Source organism: Actinomyces provencensis, assembly GCF_900155435.1.
Lineage (GTDB): Bacteria > Actinomycetota > Actinomycetes > Actinomycetales > Actinomycetaceae > Pauljensenia > Pauljensenia provencensis.
Genome location: NZ_LT700212.1, coordinates 895413 through 917007 on the forward strand (window position 1 = coordinate 895413; position 21595 = coordinate 917007).

Sequence of the window (21595 nt, forward strand, 5' to 3'; positions counted from 1 at the left end):
CTGGTACGCCGTCGCCCGCGCGTAGACTGCGGGCAGTCCAGCGTTCGAGCATCCGCACGGAGGCCTGCACATGACACGAGGCACGGACGGCACGTGGAGTGAACCCGCCCTGGCACCCCTGGACCCGGCACTGACCGTCCCCGCACTGCTGCGTCGACGTGCCCGGGAGTTCCCCGAGGACGTGCTCGTGGAGCGGCGCAGCGGAACCGGGTCCTGGGAGCCCATGACCGCACCGGAGGTGGCCCGGGACGTCGACACCGTGGCCAGTGGGCTCATCGCCCTGGGCGTCGGGGTCGGTGACGGGGTCGCCGTCCTGGGATCGACCAGCTACGAGTGGATGCTGCTGGACCTGGCCGTCCAGGCCGTCCGGGGGGTCGTCGTGCCCATCTACCAGACGGACTCCCTGTCACAGGTCCGGCACATCCTCACCGACGCCGACGTGTCCGTGGTCATCACGGACACCGCTGAGCAGGCGGAGCTGGTGCGCTCCGCGCACGGGCCCACGCTCCGTCACCTCCTCTGCCTGGAGCGGGGTGGGTTGGAGGACCTGCGAGCCGCGGCCGGGCGTGCCCCCCGGGGCGAGTCGGAGCGGAGACGCGCGTCGGCGGGGGCGGATGACCTGGCGTCCATCGTGTACACGTCGGGCACCACCGGGGAGCCCAAGGGAGTGGAGCTCACCCAGGCGAATTTCGTGGAGATGACACGCGGGGTGAGGCACATCCTCCCCGAGATCCTCGACAGCCCCGACACCCGCGTGCTGATGTTCCTGCCCTTGGCCCACGTCTTCGCGCGTTTCGTCGTCCACACGCTCATCGCCGGACGGGGGTCGGTGGGATTCTCCCCCGACACCCGCAGCCTGCTGTCCGACATCTCCTCCTTCCGCCCCACGGGCATGCTCGTGGTGCCCCGCGTGCTGGAGAAGGTCTACAACGCGGCCGCTGCGAAGGCCGGGGGCGGGGTGCGTGGCAAGGTCTTCTCCTGGTCGGCGCGCCAGGCGCGACGTGTCGCCGAGGCCGGTCCCGGGTCCGAGGGCGTCGGTCCGGGTGCGCGCGGGGCACTGGCAGTGGCGGACCGGCTGGTGCTCTCCCAGGTGCGCGCGGCCCTGGGCAACCAGTTGCGGTACGTCATCAGCGGAGGGGCTCCCCTGTCCCAGGACCTGGCAGACTTCTTCGGTGGCGTGGGGATCACCATCATCCAGGGGTACGGACTCACGGAGACCACCGGGCCCGCCACGGGACAGCGCATCGGCGACAACGACCCCTCGAACGTGGGCCGCCCGCTTCCGGGCACGTCCCTGCGGATCGAGACCGACGGGGAGATCCTCCTGCGGGGCCCCTCGCTGTTCAGGGGTTACCACAACCTGCCCGGGGCGACCGAGGAAGCACTCCGGGGCGGGTGGTTCCACACCGGTGACCTCGGCACGGCCGATGAGGAGGGGCACCTGGGCATCACCGGACGCAAGAAGGAACTCCTCGTGACGGCGAGCGGGAAGAACGTCTCACCGGAGGTGCTGGAGGACGCCCTGGCCTCCCACCCCCTCATCGGGCATGTCATCGTGGTCGGCGACGCGCGCCCCTACGTCGGGGCACTGGTGACCCTGGACCCGGAGATGCTCCCCGTGTGGTTGCGGAAGAAGGGACTGGAGCCCACCGACCCCGCCCACGCCGCGCAGATGCCGGAGGTGCGTGCCTCCCTGGACCGCGCCATCGCCCGTGCCGACCAACGGGTGTCCCGGGCGGAGTCGATCCGGCGCTACCGGATCGTCGACGCCGAGTTCTCGGTGGAGAACGGGTACCTCACCCCTTCCCTGAAGGTGCGCCGCCACAAGGTGCTCCAGGACCTCGCCGACGAGGTCGACGCGCTCTACGAGGAGGGCGAGCGGGACAAGGAGGCCGGCAGGCTCGGGTGAGGGTGACCGTGGCGGCTGCGGGATCACGGTCCGGACCGACGCGCCGTGCGTGCGGCCGCCCTCGTGCACACCCCCACCGTCACCGCCGCAGCCCACGACCACGCCGTGCGGGGAGCTCCGCCCTCCCCCGCCCCTGCCCACACGTGGGGATGGAGGCGTCGGGGGATGCCTGCCTACCATGGCAGTGCGCCCCTGTTCCGGGGTGCCCGCCACCGTCAGGACCGAGGTCGTCCATGAGCACAGAGACACGCACACCCCGCTCCCGCGGAGGCCACCGGCGGCACCTGCCCGCCGCGGTCGCCCTCGTCGGTGGGACCTCCCCGACCGCCGACCCCGCTGTCGAGGCGCCGGGAGAGCGGCCCTCCGACGGCGTGCGGGCGCGGGACGGGCTCCGCAGCACGCTCGGTGTGCTCGGGGAGGGGACACGATGACACCCGCACCCCCGTCCCCGGACGGGGACCACCGCTTCACCTCCACCGGGCACCTCCCCGAGGACACCCGCGTCGAGGAGGTCCTCCAGCGGTGCCACGACGAGGTCGCCGGTGTCGAGGAGGGACACCTCTCCCCCGTCTACCCGACGCTCACGAGGGCGGACCCGCGCTGTTTCGGCCTCGCGCTGGCACGGGCCGACGGACAGGTGCACGAGATGGGTGACTCGCGTGTCCCCTTCCCGATCATGAGTGTCGCCAAGCCCTTCGTCTTCGCGTTGGCCTGCCAGGAGCACGGCACCACACCCGTGCGCGACCTCGTGGGTGTGGACGCCACCGGCCTGCCCTTCAACTCGGCGAGCGCCGTGGAACGCTCGCCGGGAGGACGGACGAACCCCATGGTGAACGCTGGTGCCATCGCGACGACGAGCCTGACACCCGGTGCCGACCTGGAGTCGCGCTGGGAGCACCTGCGCGCGGGCCTGTCACGGTTCGCCGGGCGTGAACTCCTCCCGGACGCCGAGACCCTGGAGACCTCGCGCCGGACGAACACCCAGAACAGGGCCCTCGCCCTGCTGCTCGCCGGTGCCGGGGCGATCCGGGGGGATGCCATGGAGGCCACCGAGCTCTACACGCGCCAGAGTGCCCTGGAGGTCACCGCGGTGGACCTGGCCCACATGGGCGCCTGCCTGGCTGCGGGGGGCGTCAACCCGTGGACGGGGGAACGTGTGGTCGGTGAGGAGGCCGCGCGGGTTGCCCTGGCCGTCATGACGGTGGCCGGGATGTATGAGTCCTCCGGGTCGTGGCTCGTCGACGTCGGGCTGCCCGGGAAGAGCGGGATCGGCGGCGGGATCGTCACCGTCTCCCCCGGGAAGGGCGCACTGGGGAGCTACTCCCCGCTCCTGGACGCCCACGGGAACAGCGTGCGCGGGACCCTGGCGGCGCAGTGGCTGTCCGAGAAGTTGGGCCTGGACATCCTCGCGTCGGCCGCAGCAGCGTCGGGGGCGGTGTCGGCGGTGGGCAGTTCGGCACCCGCCGACGGGGGCGGGCACGGAGCCCTGCCCGACCGGGACCCGACCGGCTCGGCGCCCGCGTCCTGACGGGAGCGGCCGCGTCCTGACCCCGGCTCGCGCACGGATGGTCCGGGTGGCAGGCTGCCTCCGTGAGCATCGAGTCCCCCCTCCCCGGCGACCCCCGTCGGCCCCACGGTCCCCTCGACCCCGGAGACGCCTTCGTGGTCGCCCCCGACGGGGAGAGGTTCTGGGGTCGCTACGGGGCCGCGGGACTGCTCGCACACGACCCCTCCCGCGGGGTCCTCATGCAGCACCGCGTCGGGTGGAGCCACCACGGAGGGACCTGGGCGCTGCCCGGCGGGGCACTCCACCGCGGTGAGTCCGCCCGGGAGGGCGCACTCCGTGAGGCCCACGAAGAGGCGGGAGTCCCGCAGGACGCTGTGCGTCCCCTCTTCCTCAGCGTCGCCGACCGCGGCGTGTGGAGCTACTCGACCCTCGTCGCCCGGGTGACCAGACCCTTCGAACCGGCGATCTCCGACGCCGAGAGCCTGGCGCTGGCGTGGGTCCCCGTGGACCGGGTGCGCGACCTGCCCCTGCACCCGGGGTTCGCCGCGTCCTGGCCCGGGCTGAGCGCCCTCCTGGACCTGGCGCCCGCCCTCGTGGTCGATGTCCGCGCAGGAGGTGCCGGGGCCCGCCGTGCCGCCGGGCAACTGGCCGGGGAAGGGATGGAGGGGGCGCTCTTCGGTGTCCCTGTCGACCGTGTGTTCCCGGAGGTCGTGGAGGTGGACGTGGAGGGAGCATCTCAGGGGAGGGCACAGGCGTTGCGGGACCAGGGGCGGCCGACCGTCCTCGCCTCCGGGCTGCCCGGGGTGGGGTGCGCCGGACCGCTCGGGAACTCGCAGGAGGGTCGTGGAAGCGGGGAGCACCCACCAGGAGTGTCCTAGACTCTGTGAGCGGAGACCCACTGTTCCCGCGACCACATGGGAGTGACGACATGACAGATTCCGCCCTCGACGCCTCGGTGGACAAGCTCCGCGCGGACGGCGCCGCCCCCTCGGTGGTTGCGGCCTTCATCGACCGCTACCAACGACTGGACAGCGGTGAGACGGGCTACGTCCACGAGGCCGACCTGGAACCGCTCACCGATCCGCCGGTGCTGGCCGACCAGGCGCTGGACGAGGCCGCGACACGAGCCCTGGCCCAGACGGCCGTCATCAGGCTCAACGGTGGTCTGGGGACGTCCATGGGGCTGGCGGGGCCGAAGTGCCTGATCCCCGTGCGCGACGGTCTGAGCTTCCTGGACATCGTGGTGCGTCAGGTGCTGGCACTGCGGGAGGCGCACGGCGTGGAGCTGCCCCTGCTCCTGATGAACAGCTACAACACCTCGGAGGCCTCCCTGGAGGCCCTCGGGGCCTATCCCGACCTCCCCGTGGGTGACCTGCCCCTGGAGTTCGTGCAGAGCCGGGAGCCCAAGCTCCTGGCGGACACGCACATGCCGGCGACCTGGCCCGCCAACCCCGACCTGGAGTGGTGCCCGCCGGGCCACGGGGACTTCTACCCCTCCCTCTACGCCTCGGGGCTGGTGGGGAAGCTCCTGGCGGAAGGGTTCCGCTACCTGTTCGTCGCGAACATCGACAACCTCGGGGCCGTCCCGGACCCGCGTCTGGCCGGCTGGTTCGCGGCCACCGGTGCCCCCTACGCAGCGGAGGTCACCGAGCGCACGGACATGGACCGCAAGGGTGGCCACCTCGCCCACCGCATCGCGGACGGACGCCTCGTGCTGCGCGACACCGCCCAGGTCAGTCCCGACGAGATGGATTCCTTCATCGACATCCACCGCCATCCCTGGGCCCACACGAACAACATCTGGCTGGACCTGGCCCAGGTCGAACGGGTGCTGGAGGGCAACGAGGGCACGCTCTCGCTGCCGCTGATCATCAATCGGAAGACCCTGGACCCCGCCGACGGCGACTCCCCCGCCGTCGTCCAGCTGGAGGGTGCCATCGGGGCGGCCGTGGAGATCTTCGACGGCGCCGAGGCCATCGGGGTCCCGCGCAGCCGGTTCCTGCCGGTGAAGTCCACCGCGGACCTGCTGGTGCTGCGCAGTGACATCTACGAGTTCACCGAGGATGCGCGACTGGTGGGACGCGAGATCAGCCCCGTGGTCCGGCTGGACCCCGACTTCTACAAGCTCATCGACGACTTCGAGGCCCGTTTCCCCGCCGGCCCTCCCTCCCTGGAGGAGGCGGACTCGCTGAGGGTGGAGGGGGACTTCACCTTCGGACGTGGTGTCGTGGTGCGTGGCGACGTCGAGCTGGTCTCGGACACGCCGGAGCGGATCGCGGATGGGACCGTGCTCTGAGCCGACCGGGGGCCTGCGGGCGCAGTGGCGCTCGCAGGCCCCCGGCGGGCCGTGCTCGGGTGGGCCCCGTCGGGCCCCGTCCGGCGGGGCTCAGTCGCCCTCGTCCACCCGGCGCAGGGGCAGCGTGGCGCAGCGGAAGCCGCCGGGGAACTTCGTGACCTCCGAGAAGTCGAGGGCCACCGGCTCCACGTCGTGCGCGCGCAGTGCCTCGGCGAGTCGGTGGGCGCGCCGGTCGATGATGATCCGGTCGGGTGCGAGGGCGACCGTGTTGACCATGAGGTCACGTGCCTCCTCGTCGGTGGCCTCGATGAGCTCGAAGCGCTCGGCCAGGAGGCTGCGCGAGTAGGGCGTGAGGGACGCGGAGTGGATGTACCCGAGTCCCGGGCCCACCATCGTGAACTTCGTGTCGAGGTGCACCACTCCCCTGCGGGAGAACTCGATCGGGAGCACCTCCCGCTCGATGCCGACGCGCGCGAAGGCCTCGCGCAGGGCGGTGACACCGGCCAGGTTGGTGGCCTCCCCCAGTCCGACGAGCACCACGTCATCGGTGACCATCACGTCGCCACCCTCGATGTACCCGCCGCCGAGGCGCTCCACCCGGGACAGCTCGGGGAGGAGTGCGTCCAGCGCGCGCTGCTCCTTGCGGCGGATCGGGTCGCGTGAGCGCGAGAGGAAGAGCGTCCCGTCCACTGCGAAGGCGAGGTCACGCGGGTAGAGCTGGATGTCGACGTCGGGAAGGGAGTGGAGGGTGTGGACCTGTACCCCCGAGTCGAGGATCGTCTGGACGAACGCCTCGTGCTGGCGTCGGGCGATGTCGTGGTCGGGCACCTGGACCCTGTTGTTGCTCACGTACCGCAGGCTGGCGAGGTCGGGGTACCTCACGGAACCCCAGATCAGGTTCCACCAGGTGAACGGCTTGTACGGCCCCACCACCACCTCCCGGAGAGGGGCGATGTCGCTCGGGTTCGAGATCTGGACGAGAGGTGTCTTGTTATTGGCCATATGGCCAAGTTAAGGCAGGTCGCCGGTGCCGTCAAGGGCAGGGCGCACCGTCGGGCCGATCCTGACCGCTAGGCTTGCGATCATGCCGAAGATCGTCGACCATGCGGAGCGTCGTCGGGAGATCGTGGACGCCTGCCTGCGCGTGGTGTCACGTGCGGGGCTCGCCGGGGCCACGACCCGGGAGATCGCGAACGAGGCGGGCGTCTCGCACGGGATCATCGCCCACTACTTCACGGGCAAGGACGAGATCCTGCGAGCCGCCCTCCAGCGGTCCTACGAACTGCTCGCCGAACGCATCGGCGTCGACCTCGCAGGACTCTCGGGTGTGGAGGCGCTGCGACGCGCGGTCCACGAGGCCCTCCCCGTCGACGAGGAGGACCGGACCGGTGAACAGATCGAGCTCGCCTTCTGGGGGTACGCACTGGGTGACGCCCGGGTGGCGGAGGAACGCCGTCTCTCCTACGAGGAGACCCGCGGGGTGCTCGAGTCGCTGGTGCGGGATGCGCAGGCGGAGCAGGGGACGCATGTCGCCGATCCGGCGGTGGTCGTGGACACGCTGATCGCCCTGATCGACGGCCTGGGCGTGCAGGTGGCCCTCTACCCCGACCACATGACGGCGGAGCGGATGCGGGCCGTCCTCGATGCGACGCTGGTCTCCTTCGGATTCGGGGGTCCCGCAGGCGACTGACCGCCCGGCCAGTGGACGGAGGGGTGACGGGCGCGGGAATGCCTTTTATATTGGCCATCTGGCCAACGGAAGCGCCCGGTGGTCGACCCGCTGTGAGGAGTGACATGACGAATGGACGCGTGACGACGGAGGAGGCCACGACCGGGACCCGGAGCGGGACGTCGACCGCCGGAGCGGGCTACTTCCCCGCACTCTTCGCCGCGAGCACGACACTGTGGGCCCTCCTGCTCGGACCGGTCCTGACGACGATCCCGGCGCAGGTGGACCGGCTCGCCCCCGACGACAAGGTCCTCGCACTGGCCCTGGTGACAGGGATCGGGGGCTGGTGGGCATCGTCACCAACCCCGTGATCGGTCATCTCAGTGACACCACCCGGAGCCGCCTGGGGCGACGCCGCCCGTGGCTCCTGGCCGGTGTCCCCGTGGTCCTGGCCCTCTCCGTGGCCGCTGGGAGCGCCGACTCCGTCCCCGCACTGACCCTGTGGTGGAGCCTCCTCCAGGTGGGCGTGAACATGATGATGGCGCCACTGGCGGCGACCGTGCCGGACCTCGTCCCCGAGGGCAGGAGGGGTCGGGCCACGGCATGCCTGGGAATCGCGGGTGCCTGCGCACCCGTGCTCGGGACGGCCGTCCAGGCGGTGCTCACCTCCCCCGCGCTCACGTATCCGGCCCTCGCCGCCCTCATCGCCGTGTCACAGGCCGTCTTCGTGTCGACCCTGCGTGGTGACGACGTGCAGCCCCGCCCTCGTCCCCGGGTCCTCCCCCGTGCCACCGGCAGGGGATCCCGTGCCCTCCTCCCCCACGACCGCGACTTCTGGATCGTGTGGGTGCACCGATTGCTCTTCGCGCTGGGGCAGAACGCGGCGCTGGCCTACCTCTTCTACTACCTCCAGGACGTCATCGACTACGAGGGACTGAACCCCGGCAGGACCACGGACGACGGCGTCCTGCTGCTCACCGCGGTCTACGCGCCCTGCGTCATGGCGGCCGCGGTGGTCGTGGGCGCGCTGTCGGACCGCACCCGTCGCTTCAGGGTCTACATCATCGGTGCCACGCTGCTGTTCGGCACGGGTGCCGTGCTGGGTGCGGTGACGGGGAGCTGGGGCGGGGTCCTGGCGCTCGCCGCCCTCACCGGCATCGGCTACGGCGCCTACGAGGAGGTGAGCATGGCCATGGCGATCCACCTCCTCCCCGACGACGAGCGACGGGGGCGGGACCTGAGCATCATCAACGTGGCCACGCTGCTGGCGATCGGTCTGGGGCCCTTCGTCGCCGCGGCGGGGATCGCCCTGTCCGGGTACGCCGCGGTCTTCCTCGGCTCGGGTGTCCTCGTCCTCGTCGGGGGGATGATGGTCACCCTGGTGCGGGGCGCGCGCTGAGGTCCTCGTCCCCGGTGGTCGCCCAACCGGCTGGCCACCCACCTGCCCCACCCGCACACAGAAATGGCCCGAACCCACAATCCGTGGGCTCGGGCCATTCCGATGTCCTGCGACACCACATGGTCGGGCTGGCGGGATTTGAACCCACGACCCCTTGACCCCCAGGTGCCGGAATCGACGACTCTACCGCCCCTGACCTGGGGTTTTCTGTTTCAGCCGCTTGCTCTGGGCATCTCGTTTTGCAGCGTTTGCAGGCTGTTGGTCACTTGATTGGTCCACTTCGGTTGTCTGCGTCACGCCGACGTCGGCGCACTCTCAACTTGCTGCCTTTCGGATGTTGCAGATCAGGTGCGCGAGGACCGAGTTGCTGCGAGTGTGGTCCCCACCCCTCGACAGGGGAACGACGTGGTCCAAGCTCGCGCTCATGGCATCGGGGTGTAGCACTTGTGGATCGACCTTCCCTCCACAGATGCCGCAAGTCCAAGCGTCTCGTTCGTACACCTCCGCTGGATCAAACCGCTCGATGGTGGCTTCTGAACGGGCCCGTCGCTCGTGCTTTGCCGAATTGCTGCTAACTCGGCGGCGACGATCCATCTCCGCTCGGTAGCGCGGCGAGTGCATCGGCTCGGGGTAGGCCGGTGCGTCAACGGGGACGGCGGCGTAGCACTCCCAGAAGAAGTAGTCCGCACCGTCGGGCTGTAGATCCGTGATCCGCTCGCGGCGCCATTGACACAGGACGCCGTTGATGTCGAAGGTGTGGCTGAATAGCTGACCCTCAAGGCGTCCGCCTCCTGGACCGTGCGGTCCGATCACCAGGGATGAGTAGTAGCCATCATCAGTCGCCCCTGCTACGAACATGTCACCGCTCTCGGCAACGGCTACAACGATGCGCGAGGTGAAGTAGCCGTCGGGCATGTCCTGGACGAGGTACTGGGTCAAGATGCCGTAGCGCTCGACCACATCACCTGGATGCGGCCCGTACCCTTCCCACTCGATAGGCAATTCAAGCGAGCGTGCATCCGGGAGGGTGCGGAAGACACGAGGGCCGCTGGTGCGTGGATTCGGTCGCGGCCCGGTGGCTTCGACCGCCGCCGCCACTCGTTCGGCGTTGATGCTCGCGCTTCCCCGACCGTAGCGGCGACGCAGGAGGTTGTTGCACCGTCCGGAGCACACATGTCGGTCTCGTTGCACCCAGTGGGCGCTCGCCGGCACCGGCTTGCCACAGATGACGCAGGGCTCTCCGCCCTTGGCTCGGCCATCTGGATGTTTCAGTGCCTCATCCATGACGCGGAAGTGAGCGTCTTGATCTGCCATGAGATTCTGTCTTTGCGTCGGTGATGACGGGTCGAGGCGCGTCTACTGCGCGAATCTGAAGTCCCGATAGGTGCTTCTCACGTTGAAGCGGCGTCCTTGCTTCCTGCGTTCCAGGAAGCCCGTGATCGTCTCGATATCGTTGGGCCGCATCTTCAGCTCACGGCACTTGGCTCGAACTTGCTCAACGGTGATGGGGGCCCATCGTTCCGGGCAGTTCATCATGTCCGCCTTGAGCTTGTCTTCTTCGTTCCACTTAAGACCCGAGTCGTATCCAGCTGCCCAAGCGGCGATGTGCTCCAAGATCTCCCCGACGCCGTTCGGCAACGGCTCGGCCGCTTCCACGGGTGCCGGCTGAGGTGCGGGCTGCACGGTCTGACCGGGCAGAAGTCGCACTGGGTTCGCGTCCTCGATCCACGTCGCAGTCTCGGCCCGCCCCCACTCGATGACGACAAGCGCATCTGCGTCGGCGCCCCAAAGATCGTTGAGGTGCTTCCGGTCCGGCCAGGCATAGAGCACACGGTGATTCGCGAGCGAGCCCGTAAACAAGCCGCGCCAGGTGAGGTGTGTGACTCCTGGACGGGCAGCAACGCGCCTGAGGATGTCGCTGTCGAACTGCTTCTGCGGCGTTACGACAACGATGGAACCGCCACGCTGTTCCAGAAGCCACTGGACGGCGCGGGCGTTTTGAGACTCACGCGAGTCTTGCTCGCCCAGTTGCGACACTGCAACCGGGAAGGGGTACTCCGTCGATGACATGCGGCCGCTCCTTGCTCAGTCCGTGAGCGGAAACTTTCGCTCACCACGGGGTTATCACTTCGACAGGTACTTTCGGACGCGCTTCTGCCAGTCGGTCAGGCGTGTCAGTTCGCGTTCGAGGTCTGCGGGTTCCGGTGCGACGTAGTTGGTCTCGGCGGACTTGTCATGGCGTCTTCCCCAGAGTGACGTAGCGCCATAGCCGTCCTGCACGTCTTGGTTGTCCGCGTCGGTGATCTCTGCCAGCAGGCGGAACTTCATCATCCGTACTTGTGAGCTTCCGCGGTCGAACACTTGGTTCATGACCTCGGTCGTGACGCTGCGTTCCCATGTCTCGGAGAGGTACCCCGCCCATGTCGCCACGCGTTCTTCCCACTGGTCTTGAACGAGCCCCGAGCGCTCCTTCTTGAGCCTCGCGAGTTCGCTGGTGAGGTGGGTGACGCGTGAGCCGAAGTCTTTTGCTTTCCAGGGGAAGCTCTCGATGCAGATGCCGGGCTCGGCCCCGCGCCGCTCCACAGCGCGCTCAGTGAGAGCAACGCCTTCTCGCTCTGCTGCCGCGGCAAGATCGCCGGTGAACGCGACATCGTGAGTGAATACAACGACCTGCCGGTCTTGAGCGAGTTGCGCCAGTCGCTCGGCGACTTTGTCTCGTCGAACGTGGTCCAGCGACGTGACTGGGTCATCAAAGATGAGTGCGGACTTCGACTGATCGAAGACTGCCTCGGTGAAGAACCCGGCAAGTCCGAGAGCGGTCTGCTCGCCCTCACTGAGCACGGTGTGCGCAGCCACGCTCTTGGCGGCCCCGAGCAGGCCAGGCTTTTGGTTCAACTGTCCTTTACGTCCGCCAAGATCCTGCAATGTCACCTTCTGAAGTCGCAGGCGTTCGGTTTCTCGGGTGAAGCGATCCAGGATGCGATCGGTGGCGTACTCGCGAGTCAGCGCCGAGGCCTTCTGGGTGATGCTGTTGGTGTCCGCAGCGGTGCGTGCCACCTTCAACGCGCTCAACTGGCGCAAGCGCTGGACCTCGGCTTTGACCTTGTCTGCCGCCTCCGAGAGTCGGACACGTGCTTGCAACTCGGCCTTTTCGGTTCTCAGGTCGGTCACCGCAGTTTGGAACTGCGTCACGTCTGTAGCAGAGGCGCGTTCCTGGAGCTGCGAAGCAAGCGCGGCTAGCTTGCTGGGGGTATCCATTGCGGCGAGTGCCGTCGGAGCGGGGTCTTCACTGGTCAAGTGCTGCACGACGGCATCGCGTTGATCCTCAAGCTTGGTGAGCAGCGCCGTGGCTGTGCCACCGAGCTGAGCGTCGTGCGCCTCCAAGGCAGTGAGAGCGGCGGTCCGGGCAGGTGTCGCGAAGTCCAGCGTTCGCAGCTCGCTGAGAGTCGCGGCGAAGTTCTGCTCGGCGGTAAGGGCGTCGCGTTCGGTGGTGTCGGTCATGTACTGGTCAAAGCGGCGAAGGCGAGTCTTGGCTTCATCGTCGAGCACCTGCTGGCACAGGACGCAGACCGCCCCTTCCCCTGTGACGGGGAATTGGTGGGCGTGATACGCCTCGGCGACTGAGTAGTTACGTGCTGCGCTCCACAGCAGGCGCCAGGTCTCCGAACCCACCCCTGGCAGTGGCTCATCATCGAACGAGGAGGCGGCCGCGATCGATGCTGCCGCCCGCGCATTAGCAGCTATGGATCGAAGTTCGTGGCGCGCATCTGTCTTCTCCGCTCCCAAGGCTTCGAGCAAGCGGGCCAGATCGTCGCCCAGGGTCTTGACTTGGTTCGCGAGCGTCGTGAGTCGAGACCGTTCCTTCTGCGGGTCTGTCGCCGCGAGCCTCGCCTGCTCCTGCAGCACGTCGGCCAGTCGCTCGTTGGTACCTGCCGCCAGGGTGGTCGCGGCTTCGATCTGCGTCTCGGTGGTAGCGGCGGTCAGGGTAGCCAGGAAGGCTCCCGCCGTTGTTGTTGGGGGCAAGTCCAGGTCGAGTGCCTTGACCTCATTGCTCTTGATCCGTGCGGCGATGTCGCTCCGAGCCTCGTCGCACACCCGGATGAGACCGTCGAGGAGAGTCAATGCCGAGGGGCGGTACGAGATCGTCGATTCTTTGGTGAGGTACTCATCGCCACAGTGCTCGTCGTAGAAGCTCATCTTCAGCAGTTCCGGCGGCGGCGCTGAAGGGAATGTCAGCGTTTGGTCCTGGCCTCCGACGCGGTAATGCAGTGCCCCGGAGGGCTCGTCCGGTGAATCGTGGAACACGTTGGGGAGGATGTCGGCGCGGTGGCGGGCCTTGACCATCGCTTTGATCAAGCGTGCATATCCAGACTTGCCGCTGCCGTTGTCGCCATAGATGACTGTGATGCCGGTTGTGGCGAAGTTGAGGCGCTGTCCGTCCACGAGAGCGTTCACTCCGCGAAGGTCGGCGACCGCCAAAAGGTCTACCTGCTCGACCACCGCGGACTTCACCTGAATGCTCTTGGCCTCCTGGCTCGGCGCGCTGTTGGTGTCCTCCAGAACCTCATCGACAACGGCCGTGATCTGGGCCGGTCCGTATGTTTCACCGTTCGCGAGAGCGACCAGCACGTCTTGCTGCCAGCCAGGGCGGTCCAACGCCCACGCGATGATGTCGCTCTCGATCGTCATGCCTCATGATCTCACCCGTCCGTGCCTATGCCCTGGAACTACGCCGCTCATCCGGGTCGGGTGGGTGCGGACGGACGCGACCCGGCGGTTCACTCTCGGGCGGTCAGTAGGCCTGGGACTGTTGAGTTTTCTGCGACGTAGCTTCCGAGCTGTGGGGAGAGCAGGGTCGCGATCTCCAGAAGGTCTACGTGGAGACTCGGTGTATCGAGCCCGAGCAAGGGCTCATGATGAGCGACGCGATTGCGAAGCTCGTGGAGTCGTCCGATGCGGGCGTCGACGTCAGAACGGCTGGTGCCGGCAGGGTAGGCATGGTGCAGTGCCGGGCGCCACAAGGTGACCTCGTGAGCTGCTGATGTCAGGTAGCGCCAGAAGCCGAAGGTGAGTTGGGCGATCACCTTCCCTGGTGGGGCCTTGCGTCCACCGGCCTCGCGGATCGCGCGCTCCAAGCTGGCGCGCGGCCTGGCGTTGATGTCCACCGTGACCTTGCCGCTGCTCCCGCGCTTACGGGTGCGCAGGACCGGGGCGAAGACTTGGTCCCCGCATGCTGTCCAGTGTCGTGGCAGTTCCAGATGTTCGGTCAGTGCGCCGTCGTAGGCGTTGCGCAGTCCGACTTCCAGGTGGGCGAGGTCGTGGCTGAGCGCGGAGCCGAGACGTGCGTTCCGCTCGTAGAGTGCCAGAGCAGCATCCCGGTCGTTTCCTGCGGCGTTGAGGTAAACGGCGAACCGTGGTGAGCTCAGCCAGCGCTCGACCCACTCTCCAACGTCGTCGTTGGTGGATTCGGCTGGCATGATCCCCTCAGTATCGCGTAGCATGGATGACAGAAAGCCCCGGTGGACCTCTGACCTCGGTCATGTCGCCGGGGCTCAGTCATTCTCCCGTGCTGAGTCCGGCCGTACTGGGCTCCGGTAGGTCTCGGGGGCCTCCTCGGCGCGGCGGTGTGCCCGTGACTGGCCGACCTCCTGCAGGGTGAGCCGGATCGGGGCTTCGCAGAGCTTGTGCAGGTCGGGCGGGTCACGGTGCGCTGCGCGGAGGGTGAACTGTCGTTCGTCGTAGCGGCGCCGGGCGGTCTTCTTCACGTACGTGCCCATCACGCACCCCCTACGCGGCGACCATGGGCCGGTGGTCGGCACGCTGCTCGCGGCGGCGTGCGGCGTGCTCGCGGAGGCGTGCACGGAGCAGGAGGACGAGGCTGACCGGTCCCATGATGGCGAACTTCATCGCGTTGTAGATGAACAGCAGCACGAGCAGGTGCAGCCAGCCGGGACCGCCGCCCTCGATGAGCTGCATGCAGAGGTCCGCGGCGTACAGGTACGGGATGGCCAGCAGCATCGCCGGCAGGCCCCAGCGCAGTCCACGGCGGGTCCGGATGGCGTCGAGCAGGATGTTGGTGGGCATGTAGCGGCGCAGGAAGTAGCGGGTGTGGACGCTGAGAGCCCAGATGAGTCGGAGCATGGACAGACCTCTTCAAAGGTTCGGCGACAAGAACCTGAAAGGACCGCCCGTCCCCGGGAAGGTCATACCGTCGTAAGGAGCGACAGCGCCGCATAAGAGGCCGCCTCAGGAACTACTTTACGACGCCGCGCAGACACCCGGAAGAGGCGAAGGTGACCGGGCGCCCGCCCTCGCTGGGGTGTGCAGCTCGCGTGTGCGCTCCGCGTCTGGGCGTGTCCGTGGTGGACTTGAGGCATGGATGATGCGTCGTTGCTGATCGACCAGCGCTCGGCCTCCCTGGCTGCCGCCGGGGAGGATGTGCGGGCGTGGGCGAGCGGGCGGCGGGTGTTCGTATCCAGCCTGATCACCGACATGCCCGACGAGCGGGCCGCGGTACGGGCAGCGATCGAGTCGGTCGGGGCGACGGCGGTGATGTTCGAGGATCTCGGAGCGCAGGACATCTCGGCCGAGCAGGCCTACCTCTCCGGCGTTCGCAGCTCCGAGGTCTACGTGGGCATGTGGGGTTCGCGTTACGGCGTGCGGATGCCCGACGGGTACTCAGCCACGCATGCGGAGTTCTTGGAGGCCGAGCGCAACGGACTGCGGCTGTGCCTGTTCGTGCACGGCGAGACCGGCGGGGAGATGGACGGTGCGCAGCGCGATCTGATCCAGGGTGCCCGCAACCTGTACACGACGAGCCCGTGGAGTGACCCGGAAGACCTCGGTCGGCGGGTGCGACGTCGTCTGGAGGAGCTGGCGGCGGAGGAGCTGGCGCCGTGGGTGCGGGTGGGCCGGACTCTGTTTCGTGCGCGCGAGATCACCAACGACGGGAAGACGATCTCGCTCACCGCGGCGGTGCGCAGCGACGCGGTCCATGCCGAGCTGGTGCGGCTTCGGGACAACCGTGCCGGCGGTGTCCCGTTCGCCTCCCCTCATACCGCGCTGCCAGTGCAGATCGTGGAGCTGTCCACCAGGACCGTCTCGACGATCGGTCATGAGGAGCGGCTGACGTTGGTCACCCAGGAGCAGCGGGGCTCGAACATGCGCGCATCCATCAACGGAATATCGGCTGACGAGGTCAGCCAGCGGGCGCTGTCCGACGGGCTCTTCGGCACCTCGCTGCTCGGCCAGCAGATGGGGTGGATGGCACGGCCGATCGATCCTCTGGCACCACTTCGGGGACTGGGCCTGGACGACAGCGTCCTGCGTCCAGTGGCGCGACTGCTGTTCACTGAACGCCTGATCACAGACCAGGCCGCGTCCATGATCGACTCCTTCGCGCTCGGCCCCTCCCATCAGGGCGCGCGACGTCTACGGGCCACCTGGACCCCGCCGCAGGTCTACGTGAACGAACCCGACCCAGCACCCATCTCGATCGACGGCACCGTGACGGGCCTGTGATCGAGACGGGTCCTCAGAGAACGGACTTGCGCGGTGCGGGTCTTGCGGATCGGCTCAGTCCGCTCCAGGTTCGTGTGATGAGAGCGCTCCAGGTTCGTGTGATTAGAGACTGAGTGGGTCCCGCTCCTGCGTGCGATGCGTTGTGGGCTCATCCGAGTTGTTGATGATTCGGCTGACGTGGTCGAGGGCGGTCTTCGCGCGGGCGGCGTCGACCTTCTGCGCGGTCGACGCCGCCGGGGCACCCAAGGGTGTGTCGTCAGTGATGCCATATCGGTCGCGGTAGGCCGCGACCGTCCTGCCCTGCTGGCGCCATGCCCGCCGCTGTGCCGCCGTCCGCGGCGGTGTCCCAAGGGGTGCGGTCCAGGCGGCGCCCTGGTCGAGAGCGGTGTCGAGGACGGCATCGGCTCGGTGCTCGATCAGCTCGCGCCGCTCATCGAGGGCGTGGCGCATGTCGTCGCTCATCTCGCCCTGGGCATGCGGGATGAGCCCCGCGATCAGCCTGGGGCTCTTGCGGGTGCGCCCGGACCCGGCCGGGCGAGCGGTGGCGCGGGCGAGCCGGTGGTGCAGGACCGACGCGAGGTCGTCAGCATCGGCGAGGTCGCGCGCGGCGACCAGGCGCGGGAACAACCGGTCCAGGTCGTGGTGGTTGGCCTCCGCCCTCCGCAGCTCGGCGGTGAGCGCCCCGAACGCCTCGGACTCCACCACAGCATCGGCTTGCTCGGCAGTCAGGCCGGAGCCGCGGATGAGGGTGGCCCAGCGGTCGTGTTGGGCTGCTGCGGCGATGGTCTCGTACTCGGCGGCGAGCTGGGCGATCGAGCCCCACTGCTCCTGTTCGGCGGTGATGGTCTCGTGTGCGGACAGCTCCGCACCGACGTGCTGGAACACCCCGTAGAGGACTGACCGGCCGGTGGCGTCGGGGTTGTCGCTGGGATGCGGGTGGGCGTGCTCGTCGGGCCGGTCGAGGATCACGTAGGCGCGGTTGGTGTGCTTGCCGCGGGTCATCGCGACGTAGAAGTTCTCCCGCGTGCTCGTCGGCTCGACCAGGACGTGGGCGGTATCGACGGTGACGCCTTGCGCACGGTGGGCGGTGATCGCGTAGCCGAGGTCGAGGTGCTCGGCCACATAGTTGGCTGGCAGCACGATCGAGCCGCCGAACCGACGCCCGGTCGGGCGGATCGTGACAGAGCCGTCGTCGCGGACCTTGGTGATGGTCCAGGTGTCGCCGTTGCGGACCCAGTCCCGTCCGTTGCGCAGGCGCCGGTCGTTGCGGCGGGTGATGACCGTGTCCCCCGCCCCGGCCGTGGTGCCATCGGTCAGGGCGACCTCGCGGCCCGGTGTGAGGGTGCCGTCGAGGATCAGGTCCGCGCGGGCACGGGTGTTCAGGGCGGTGACGTCCTCGCGTGCCTCGGCGATCAGCACCGACGCGAGACCGGTTTGGCGATCGGCGCGCCAGGCGGTGTAGGCGGCTTCGGTCATTGCCTCGGCGTTGCCCTCGTGGATGCGGTCGTGTTCGAGGTAGGTGTCGATCACCTCGGTCCGGCCGTGCCGCAGGCTGAGGGAGGCGGTCTTCTCCCACTCGTGGCTGAACCGGTGCACGTCGACCAGCTCGGGGGCGTCATCACGGTCGCCCACGAGGAGGCCGAAGGCGCCGCCGGCGTCGACGGACTGGAGCTGCGCGATATCGCCGACCAGCAGCACCTTCGCGCTCGCCTGCTCGGCCAGGTGGGTGATGCGGTCCAGCGAGAGGGTGCCGGCCAGGGAGGCCTCGTCGATGATGACGAGCTGCCCCGCCTCGAACGTGGTGCCGTGGGTGAGGTGGTTGGTCCACCACTTCGCCGTGTTCTCCGTGGCGACCCCGAGATCGTCGGCGAGCACCTGGGCGGCGACCGCGGACGCTGCCAGCCCGACCACGGACCCTGTGCCGTGCTCGGTCTCCCAGGCTTGCCGCAACCCGAACATCGCTGTGGTCTTCCCGGCGCCGGCCGGACCGACCAGCACGTCGAGCATCCGCCCGGAGACCGCGATGCGTGTCAGCGCGTCCGCCTGGTCGGCACCGAGCATCCGTCCCTGGTGGTCGGGCTTGGTGGTGATCTTCTCGACAGTCGCCACCGGAACGGTCGGGGCGGTCATGGTGCGGGTGCGGTCGAGCAGCCGGTCCTCGCTGGCGAGGAGTTCCTCGGAGGAGAACACGGTCGAGTGCTTCGGCCGGAACACCGAGGTGCCGTCCACGCGGCGGAACACGGCCGGGCTGGTCGCCAGGTCCGGCGGCGTCAGCCGCAACGACACGGCTTCGGCTGCGTCAGCGACCATCGCGACGATCGCCTCCCGGTCCTGCATGGACGCGAAGCGCCAACCCATCGTCTGCCGGGAAGCCTCGGCCATCAGGTTCCACCGCCGCCACGTCGAGCGCTTCTCACCCACCACCGCCACCACGCTCTGGCCGAGATCAGCGACCACTTCCAACGGCACGTCGTCAGCGCGCAACAGCAACGGCTGGTCGTTGTCAGTCACCTCGCGCGCCCAGGCCGTCGCGTCCTTTCCGAGCACCCCGCCGGCGCGGGCGCGCCACTCGGCGGTGAGGTCTGCCAGCGACCGCACCTCCTTCTCCGGCCGGGTGGACAGGGTGGCTTGGGCGCGGAGTTTGATGATCGTCGCCGTCGAGGGCTGGCGGCCGTGCCGGGCGACGTACTCGGCGATCAGCAGGTCCTTCTCCACCTCGATGTGCCGGGCACGGGTGGAGAACTCGGCCACCAGCTCCTCCGGCACGGTGCTGATCGCCCAGGCGGGGTTGCGGTCCCGGCCCATGTCGCGGGCCTCCCATTCGACGCCGAAGCTGCGGGTCATGTGGTCGGCGAACACCGCCTCGTGCAGCTCCGACAGCGCGACCACCGCGGCGTGCATCGGCCGCCCATCCAAGCTCCGCCACTTCCCATCAAGCACGGTCTGCACCTTGTTGCTGATCACGACATGGGTGTGGAGGTGGGGATCGCCCGCGCGGGAGTCGAAGTGATCGAACGCCGTCGCTACCAGCCCGGCGACATCGACCTGCGCAACGGCACCGTCGCCCGCGGTTGCACCGGTGCGGGTGGCCGCAACCTCTCGCTCCATGAACGCAACCACCTCCGCAACCGCCGCGTGATGCGCCTCCCCGATCAACGCCTGGGTGCCTGCGTCGGCCACCGCCCACAACGCCGAGGCGGACTTCGGGATCGAGAACGTGAAGTCGAACCCCGCCACCCCACGACGCTTCCCACGCTCGGCCTCCTCGCTCTCGATCCGAGCGACCGCCTCGCCTTTCGCGCCCGGACTCAGCGATGGGTCGAGGTCGGCGATCCGGGCCTCGATCCGCTCCGGGACTGACTTGTAGGCCGGGAACGCGAGGCCGAGCGGGTCGCCGGTGATCGGATCACGGCCCATTCCCATCACGAGCTGGAGCTGGGCCTCCGACACCCGATCCCCGACCGCGAGTTGCCCATTGCCGAGTGAGGCGACCCCAGAGCCGAGCCATTGCCCGGGTGGGGTGCCAGCCTCGGCGTAGTACCTCGTCAACGGCGTCGACAGTGAGCGGTCCCCATCAGCGGCAGCCACCGTGCGCAGCAGGTACTTGTAGCCGTCGCCGGCGCTCATCACCCGCATCGAAACCGTCACCGGACCACCGCCTTTCGGCAGTCAGGTGAGCAGCAGACGCCCGTGACCTCCGCCCCGGAAATGCCCGCCGCTGGTGCGGCCGGCCGCGGCATCCGGCATCCACTGCTTGGCTCCGTCAGTTCGCCACGTCGATGCTGACGTGCATCTCCGGCATCCGGGTGCTGGGAGACTGGTGGGGTGAATCTCGACGAGTTGCTACCGGTGATGGATCGCGCCTCGGCGAACCTTGCCAAGCTCCAAGCGATCTGGGACCGTGCGGAGCCGATGATCCCGTCGAGTCCTCAGCGGGGTACGAATCGGGAGTATGAGGATCTGCGTCGGGCATGGACGCCACTGTTGGCGGGGCTGCCTCCGATCGACGGGTTCACAGTCACCGAGGAGCTGCCCGACATTGACGAGGCGGGGCAATCCTTCATCGACTACTTCGAGATCAGCGAGCCTGCTTTCGCTCTCATGAACGAGTTGGAGAAGCCGGGCCAACAGCTCGACGAGTACAGATTCAAACTCGCTCAAGCGCGTCGCCGGGCGATTCACGAGCGCCTCGACGATCTCGTGTCGACGATCAACGCGACGCTTGGTCAGATCACTGATTCCGTTGCGCGGGACTCATCCGATCGCGTGGACGATCTCAGAACGAAAGCGGTGGAGGAGTCGATCAGCGAGATCGAGCGGTTGCTCGCCGACACCACTGACCGAAAGGGACGATGGGGCGATCTTCACCGGCACCTCCGTTTCAGTCAGGGGCACGATTGGCACGACATCGCCGAGATGGATTGGCCGTCTGTCCGGGCTGACATTGAGGCCGCGAGCCTCTCCGAGTCCGACCCTTTGCCGGTGCCAGCGGTTGACCTCGGCGTAGCTGCTTCCGCGAAACCCGCAGGTGGCGCAAGCATCGGCCTCGATTGGAGTGCCCTTGATGACGACGGCTTCGAGCGACTGCTGTTTGACCTTCTACGGGGCTTTCCCAGCTACCAGAACGTCGAGTGGTTGATGAAGACGCGCGCGCCCGATCGGGGCCGCGATCTGTCCGCTGAACGCGTCATAAGGGACGACGGCGGGACGACGCGAACCGAGCGGGTCATCGTGCAGGCCAAGCACTGGACGTCGAAATCCGTCGCACCTACCGACATCACGAATACCCTGGCGGCGCTGTCGCTCTGGGAGCCGCCGGTCGTTCGGACTTTGGTGATCGCGACGAGCGGTCGCTTCACCACCGACGCGGTGGCGATTGTCGAGAAGCACAACGTCGATGGGAAACTGCCGTTCATCGAGCTTTGGGCAGATAGCCGCCTCGAAACGCAGTTGTCGCAACGACCGGATCTGATCGCGAGCTACGGCCTCCGCTCGTAAGTCCGACATGAGCGATTCGCGACCTTCTACCTCGACCTGCAAGACGCGTGGTAGCTCAATGAGGTAGCTCGATCGAGCTGAGTGGGCCAAGGCTACGAGCCGATCTCGGACGAGTTCTGGCCGGCTTGTTCGACGGAGGCTCGACCTTGAACGTGGGTGCGGACAGCAGTCTCGTCCTATCGTCGCCTCGGCGCGACTGGCTGGATCAGATGTCTCGACGCCGCTGAGGTGGACAAGTCGGTGGCGATGCACGTCCGCGAAGGCGATGCGGAGGTCTGCCTGAGCACTTCCGTGTG

At 68.3% G+C, this 21595-nt stretch carries 18 protein-coding genes; 10 read left to right on the forward strand and 8 right to left on the reverse strand.

Annotated features, from left to right (window positions below; translation table 11 throughout):
- Positions 1 to 70: 70 nt before the first annotated feature.
- From BQ9890_RS03870 to BQ9890_RS03890, 5 genes are all read left to right on the forward strand, one after another.
- On the forward strand, positions 71 to 1909 hold the full coding sequence (locus BQ9890_RS03870) for an AMP-dependent synthetase/ligase (protein WP_143226231.1): 1839 nt from the start codon (positions 71 to 73) through the stop codon (positions 1907 to 1909).
- Between the two features lie 233 nt (positions 1910 to 2142).
- Positions 2143 to 2340 carry a hypothetical protein gene (locus BQ9890_RS03875; RefSeq protein WP_075889489.1) on the forward strand — a complete coding sequence of 66 codons (198 nt, stop codon included), beginning with the start codon at positions 2143 to 2145 and terminating at the stop codon, positions 2338 to 2340.
- The gene (gene glsA / locus BQ9890_RS03880) at positions 2337 to 3437 is read left to right on the forward strand and encodes a glutaminase A (RefSeq protein ID WP_075889491.1); all 1101 of its coding nucleotides are present in this window, start codon (positions 2337 to 2339) and stop codon (positions 3435 to 3437) included. The genes BQ9890_RS03875 and glsA overlap by 4 nt, the downstream gene beginning before the upstream one ends.
- Positions 3438 to 3499: 62 nt before the next feature.
- Complete coding sequence (locus BQ9890_RS03885; RefSeq protein ID WP_075889493.1) at positions 3500 to 4294, forward strand: NUDIX domain-containing protein; 795 nt, start codon at positions 3500 to 3502, stop codon at positions 4292 to 4294.
- Between the two features lie 50 nt (positions 4295 to 4344).
- Positions 4345 to 5712: a UTP--glucose-1-phosphate uridylyltransferase gene (locus BQ9890_RS03890; RefSeq protein WP_075889495.1), complete on the forward strand. Its 1368-nt coding sequence runs from the start codon at positions 4345 to 4347 to the stop codon at positions 5710 to 5712.
- 90 nt (positions 5713 to 5802) lie between these two features.
- Here the strand turns inward: BQ9890_RS03890 and BQ9890_RS03895 are convergent, their stop codons facing one another.
- Positions 5803 to 6714, reverse strand: a complete 912-nt coding sequence (locus BQ9890_RS03895; protein WP_075889497.1) for a dimethylarginine dimethylaminohydrolase family protein — start codon at positions 6712 to 6714, stop codon at positions 5803 to 5805.
- An 82-nt stretch (positions 6715 to 6796) separates the two neighbouring features.
- Here BQ9890_RS03895 and BQ9890_RS03900 point away from each other — a divergent pair, with 82 nt between their 5' ends.
- From BQ9890_RS03900 to BQ9890_RS03905, 3 genes are all read left to right on the forward strand, one after another.
- Complete coding sequence (locus BQ9890_RS03900; RefSeq protein ID WP_075889499.1) at positions 6797 to 7402, forward strand: TetR/AcrR family transcriptional regulator; 606 nt, start codon at positions 6797 to 6799, stop codon at positions 7400 to 7402.
- 104 nt (positions 7403 to 7506) lie between these two features.
- A complete protein-coding gene (locus BQ9890_RS15800) occupies positions 7507 to 7752 on the forward strand; it encodes a hypothetical protein (RefSeq protein WP_195907619.1) in 246 nt (81 codons plus the stop codon).
- A complete protein-coding gene (locus BQ9890_RS03905; RefSeq protein ID WP_195907620.1) occupies positions 7728 to 8780 on the forward strand; it encodes an MFS transporter in 1053 nt (350 codons plus the stop codon). Before BQ9890_RS15800 ends, BQ9890_RS03905 begins: the two co-directional genes overlap by 25 nt.
- A gap of 315 nt (positions 8781 to 9095) precedes the next feature.
- On the opposite strand, the gene BQ9890_RS16135 is transcribed toward BQ9890_RS03905, so the two are convergent.
- From BQ9890_RS16135 to BQ9890_RS03935, 6 genes are all read right to left on the reverse strand, one after another.
- Entirely contained in the window at positions 9096 to 10064 is a 969-nt protein-coding gene (locus tag BQ9890_RS16135) for an HNH endonuclease (RefSeq protein WP_230297806.1), read from the reverse strand.
- A 72-nt stretch (positions 10065 to 10136) separates the two neighbouring features.
- Positions 10137 to 10850: a hypothetical protein gene (locus BQ9890_RS03915; RefSeq protein ID WP_075889504.1), complete on the reverse strand. Its 714-nt coding sequence runs from the start codon at positions 10848 to 10850 to the stop codon at positions 10137 to 10139.
- A 54-nt stretch (positions 10851 to 10904) separates the two neighbouring features.
- Positions 10905 to 13469, reverse strand: coding sequence for an AAA family ATPase (locus BQ9890_RS03920; RefSeq protein ID WP_075889506.1), 2565 nt, complete (start codon positions 13467 to 13469; stop codon positions 10905 to 10907).
- Between the two features lie 89 nt (positions 13470 to 13558).
- Positions 13559 to 14257, reverse strand: a complete 699-nt coding sequence (locus BQ9890_RS03925) for a hypothetical protein (RefSeq protein ID WP_075889508.1) — start codon at positions 14255 to 14257, stop codon at positions 13559 to 13561.
- Between the two features lie 75 nt (positions 14258 to 14332).
- Positions 14333 to 14557, reverse strand: coding sequence for a hypothetical protein (locus BQ9890_RS03930; protein WP_075889510.1), 225 nt, complete (start codon positions 14555 to 14557; stop codon positions 14333 to 14335).
- 10 nt (positions 14558 to 14567) lie between these two features.
- Entirely contained in the window at positions 14568 to 14921 is a 354-nt protein-coding gene (locus BQ9890_RS03935) for a sulfate permease (protein WP_075889512.1), read from the reverse strand.
- A gap of 249 nt (positions 14922 to 15170) precedes the next feature.
- Between BQ9890_RS03935 and BQ9890_RS03940 the strand changes: the two genes are divergently transcribed.
- Positions 15171 to 16301 carry a DUF4062 domain-containing protein gene (locus tag BQ9890_RS03940; protein ID WP_195907621.1) on the forward strand — a complete coding sequence of 377 codons (1131 nt, stop codon included), beginning with the start codon at positions 15171 to 15173 and terminating at the stop codon, positions 16299 to 16301.
- A 102-nt stretch (positions 16302 to 16403) separates the two neighbouring features.
- Here the strand turns inward: BQ9890_RS03940 and mobF are convergent, their stop codons facing one another.
- The gene (gene mobF, locus BQ9890_RS03945) at positions 16404 to 19949 is read right to left on the reverse strand and encodes a MobF family relaxase (RefSeq protein ID WP_230297807.1); all 3546 of its coding nucleotides are present in this window, start codon (positions 19947 to 19949) and stop codon (positions 16404 to 16406) included.
- A 177-nt stretch (positions 19950 to 20126) separates the two neighbouring features.
- On the opposite strand from mobF, the gene BQ9890_RS03950 reads away from it, so the two are divergent.
- Entirely contained in the window at positions 20127 to 21299 is a 1173-nt protein-coding gene (locus tag BQ9890_RS03950; protein ID WP_230297808.1) for a restriction endonuclease, read from the forward strand.
- The last annotated feature ends 296 nt before the right edge of the window (positions 21300 to 21595 follow it).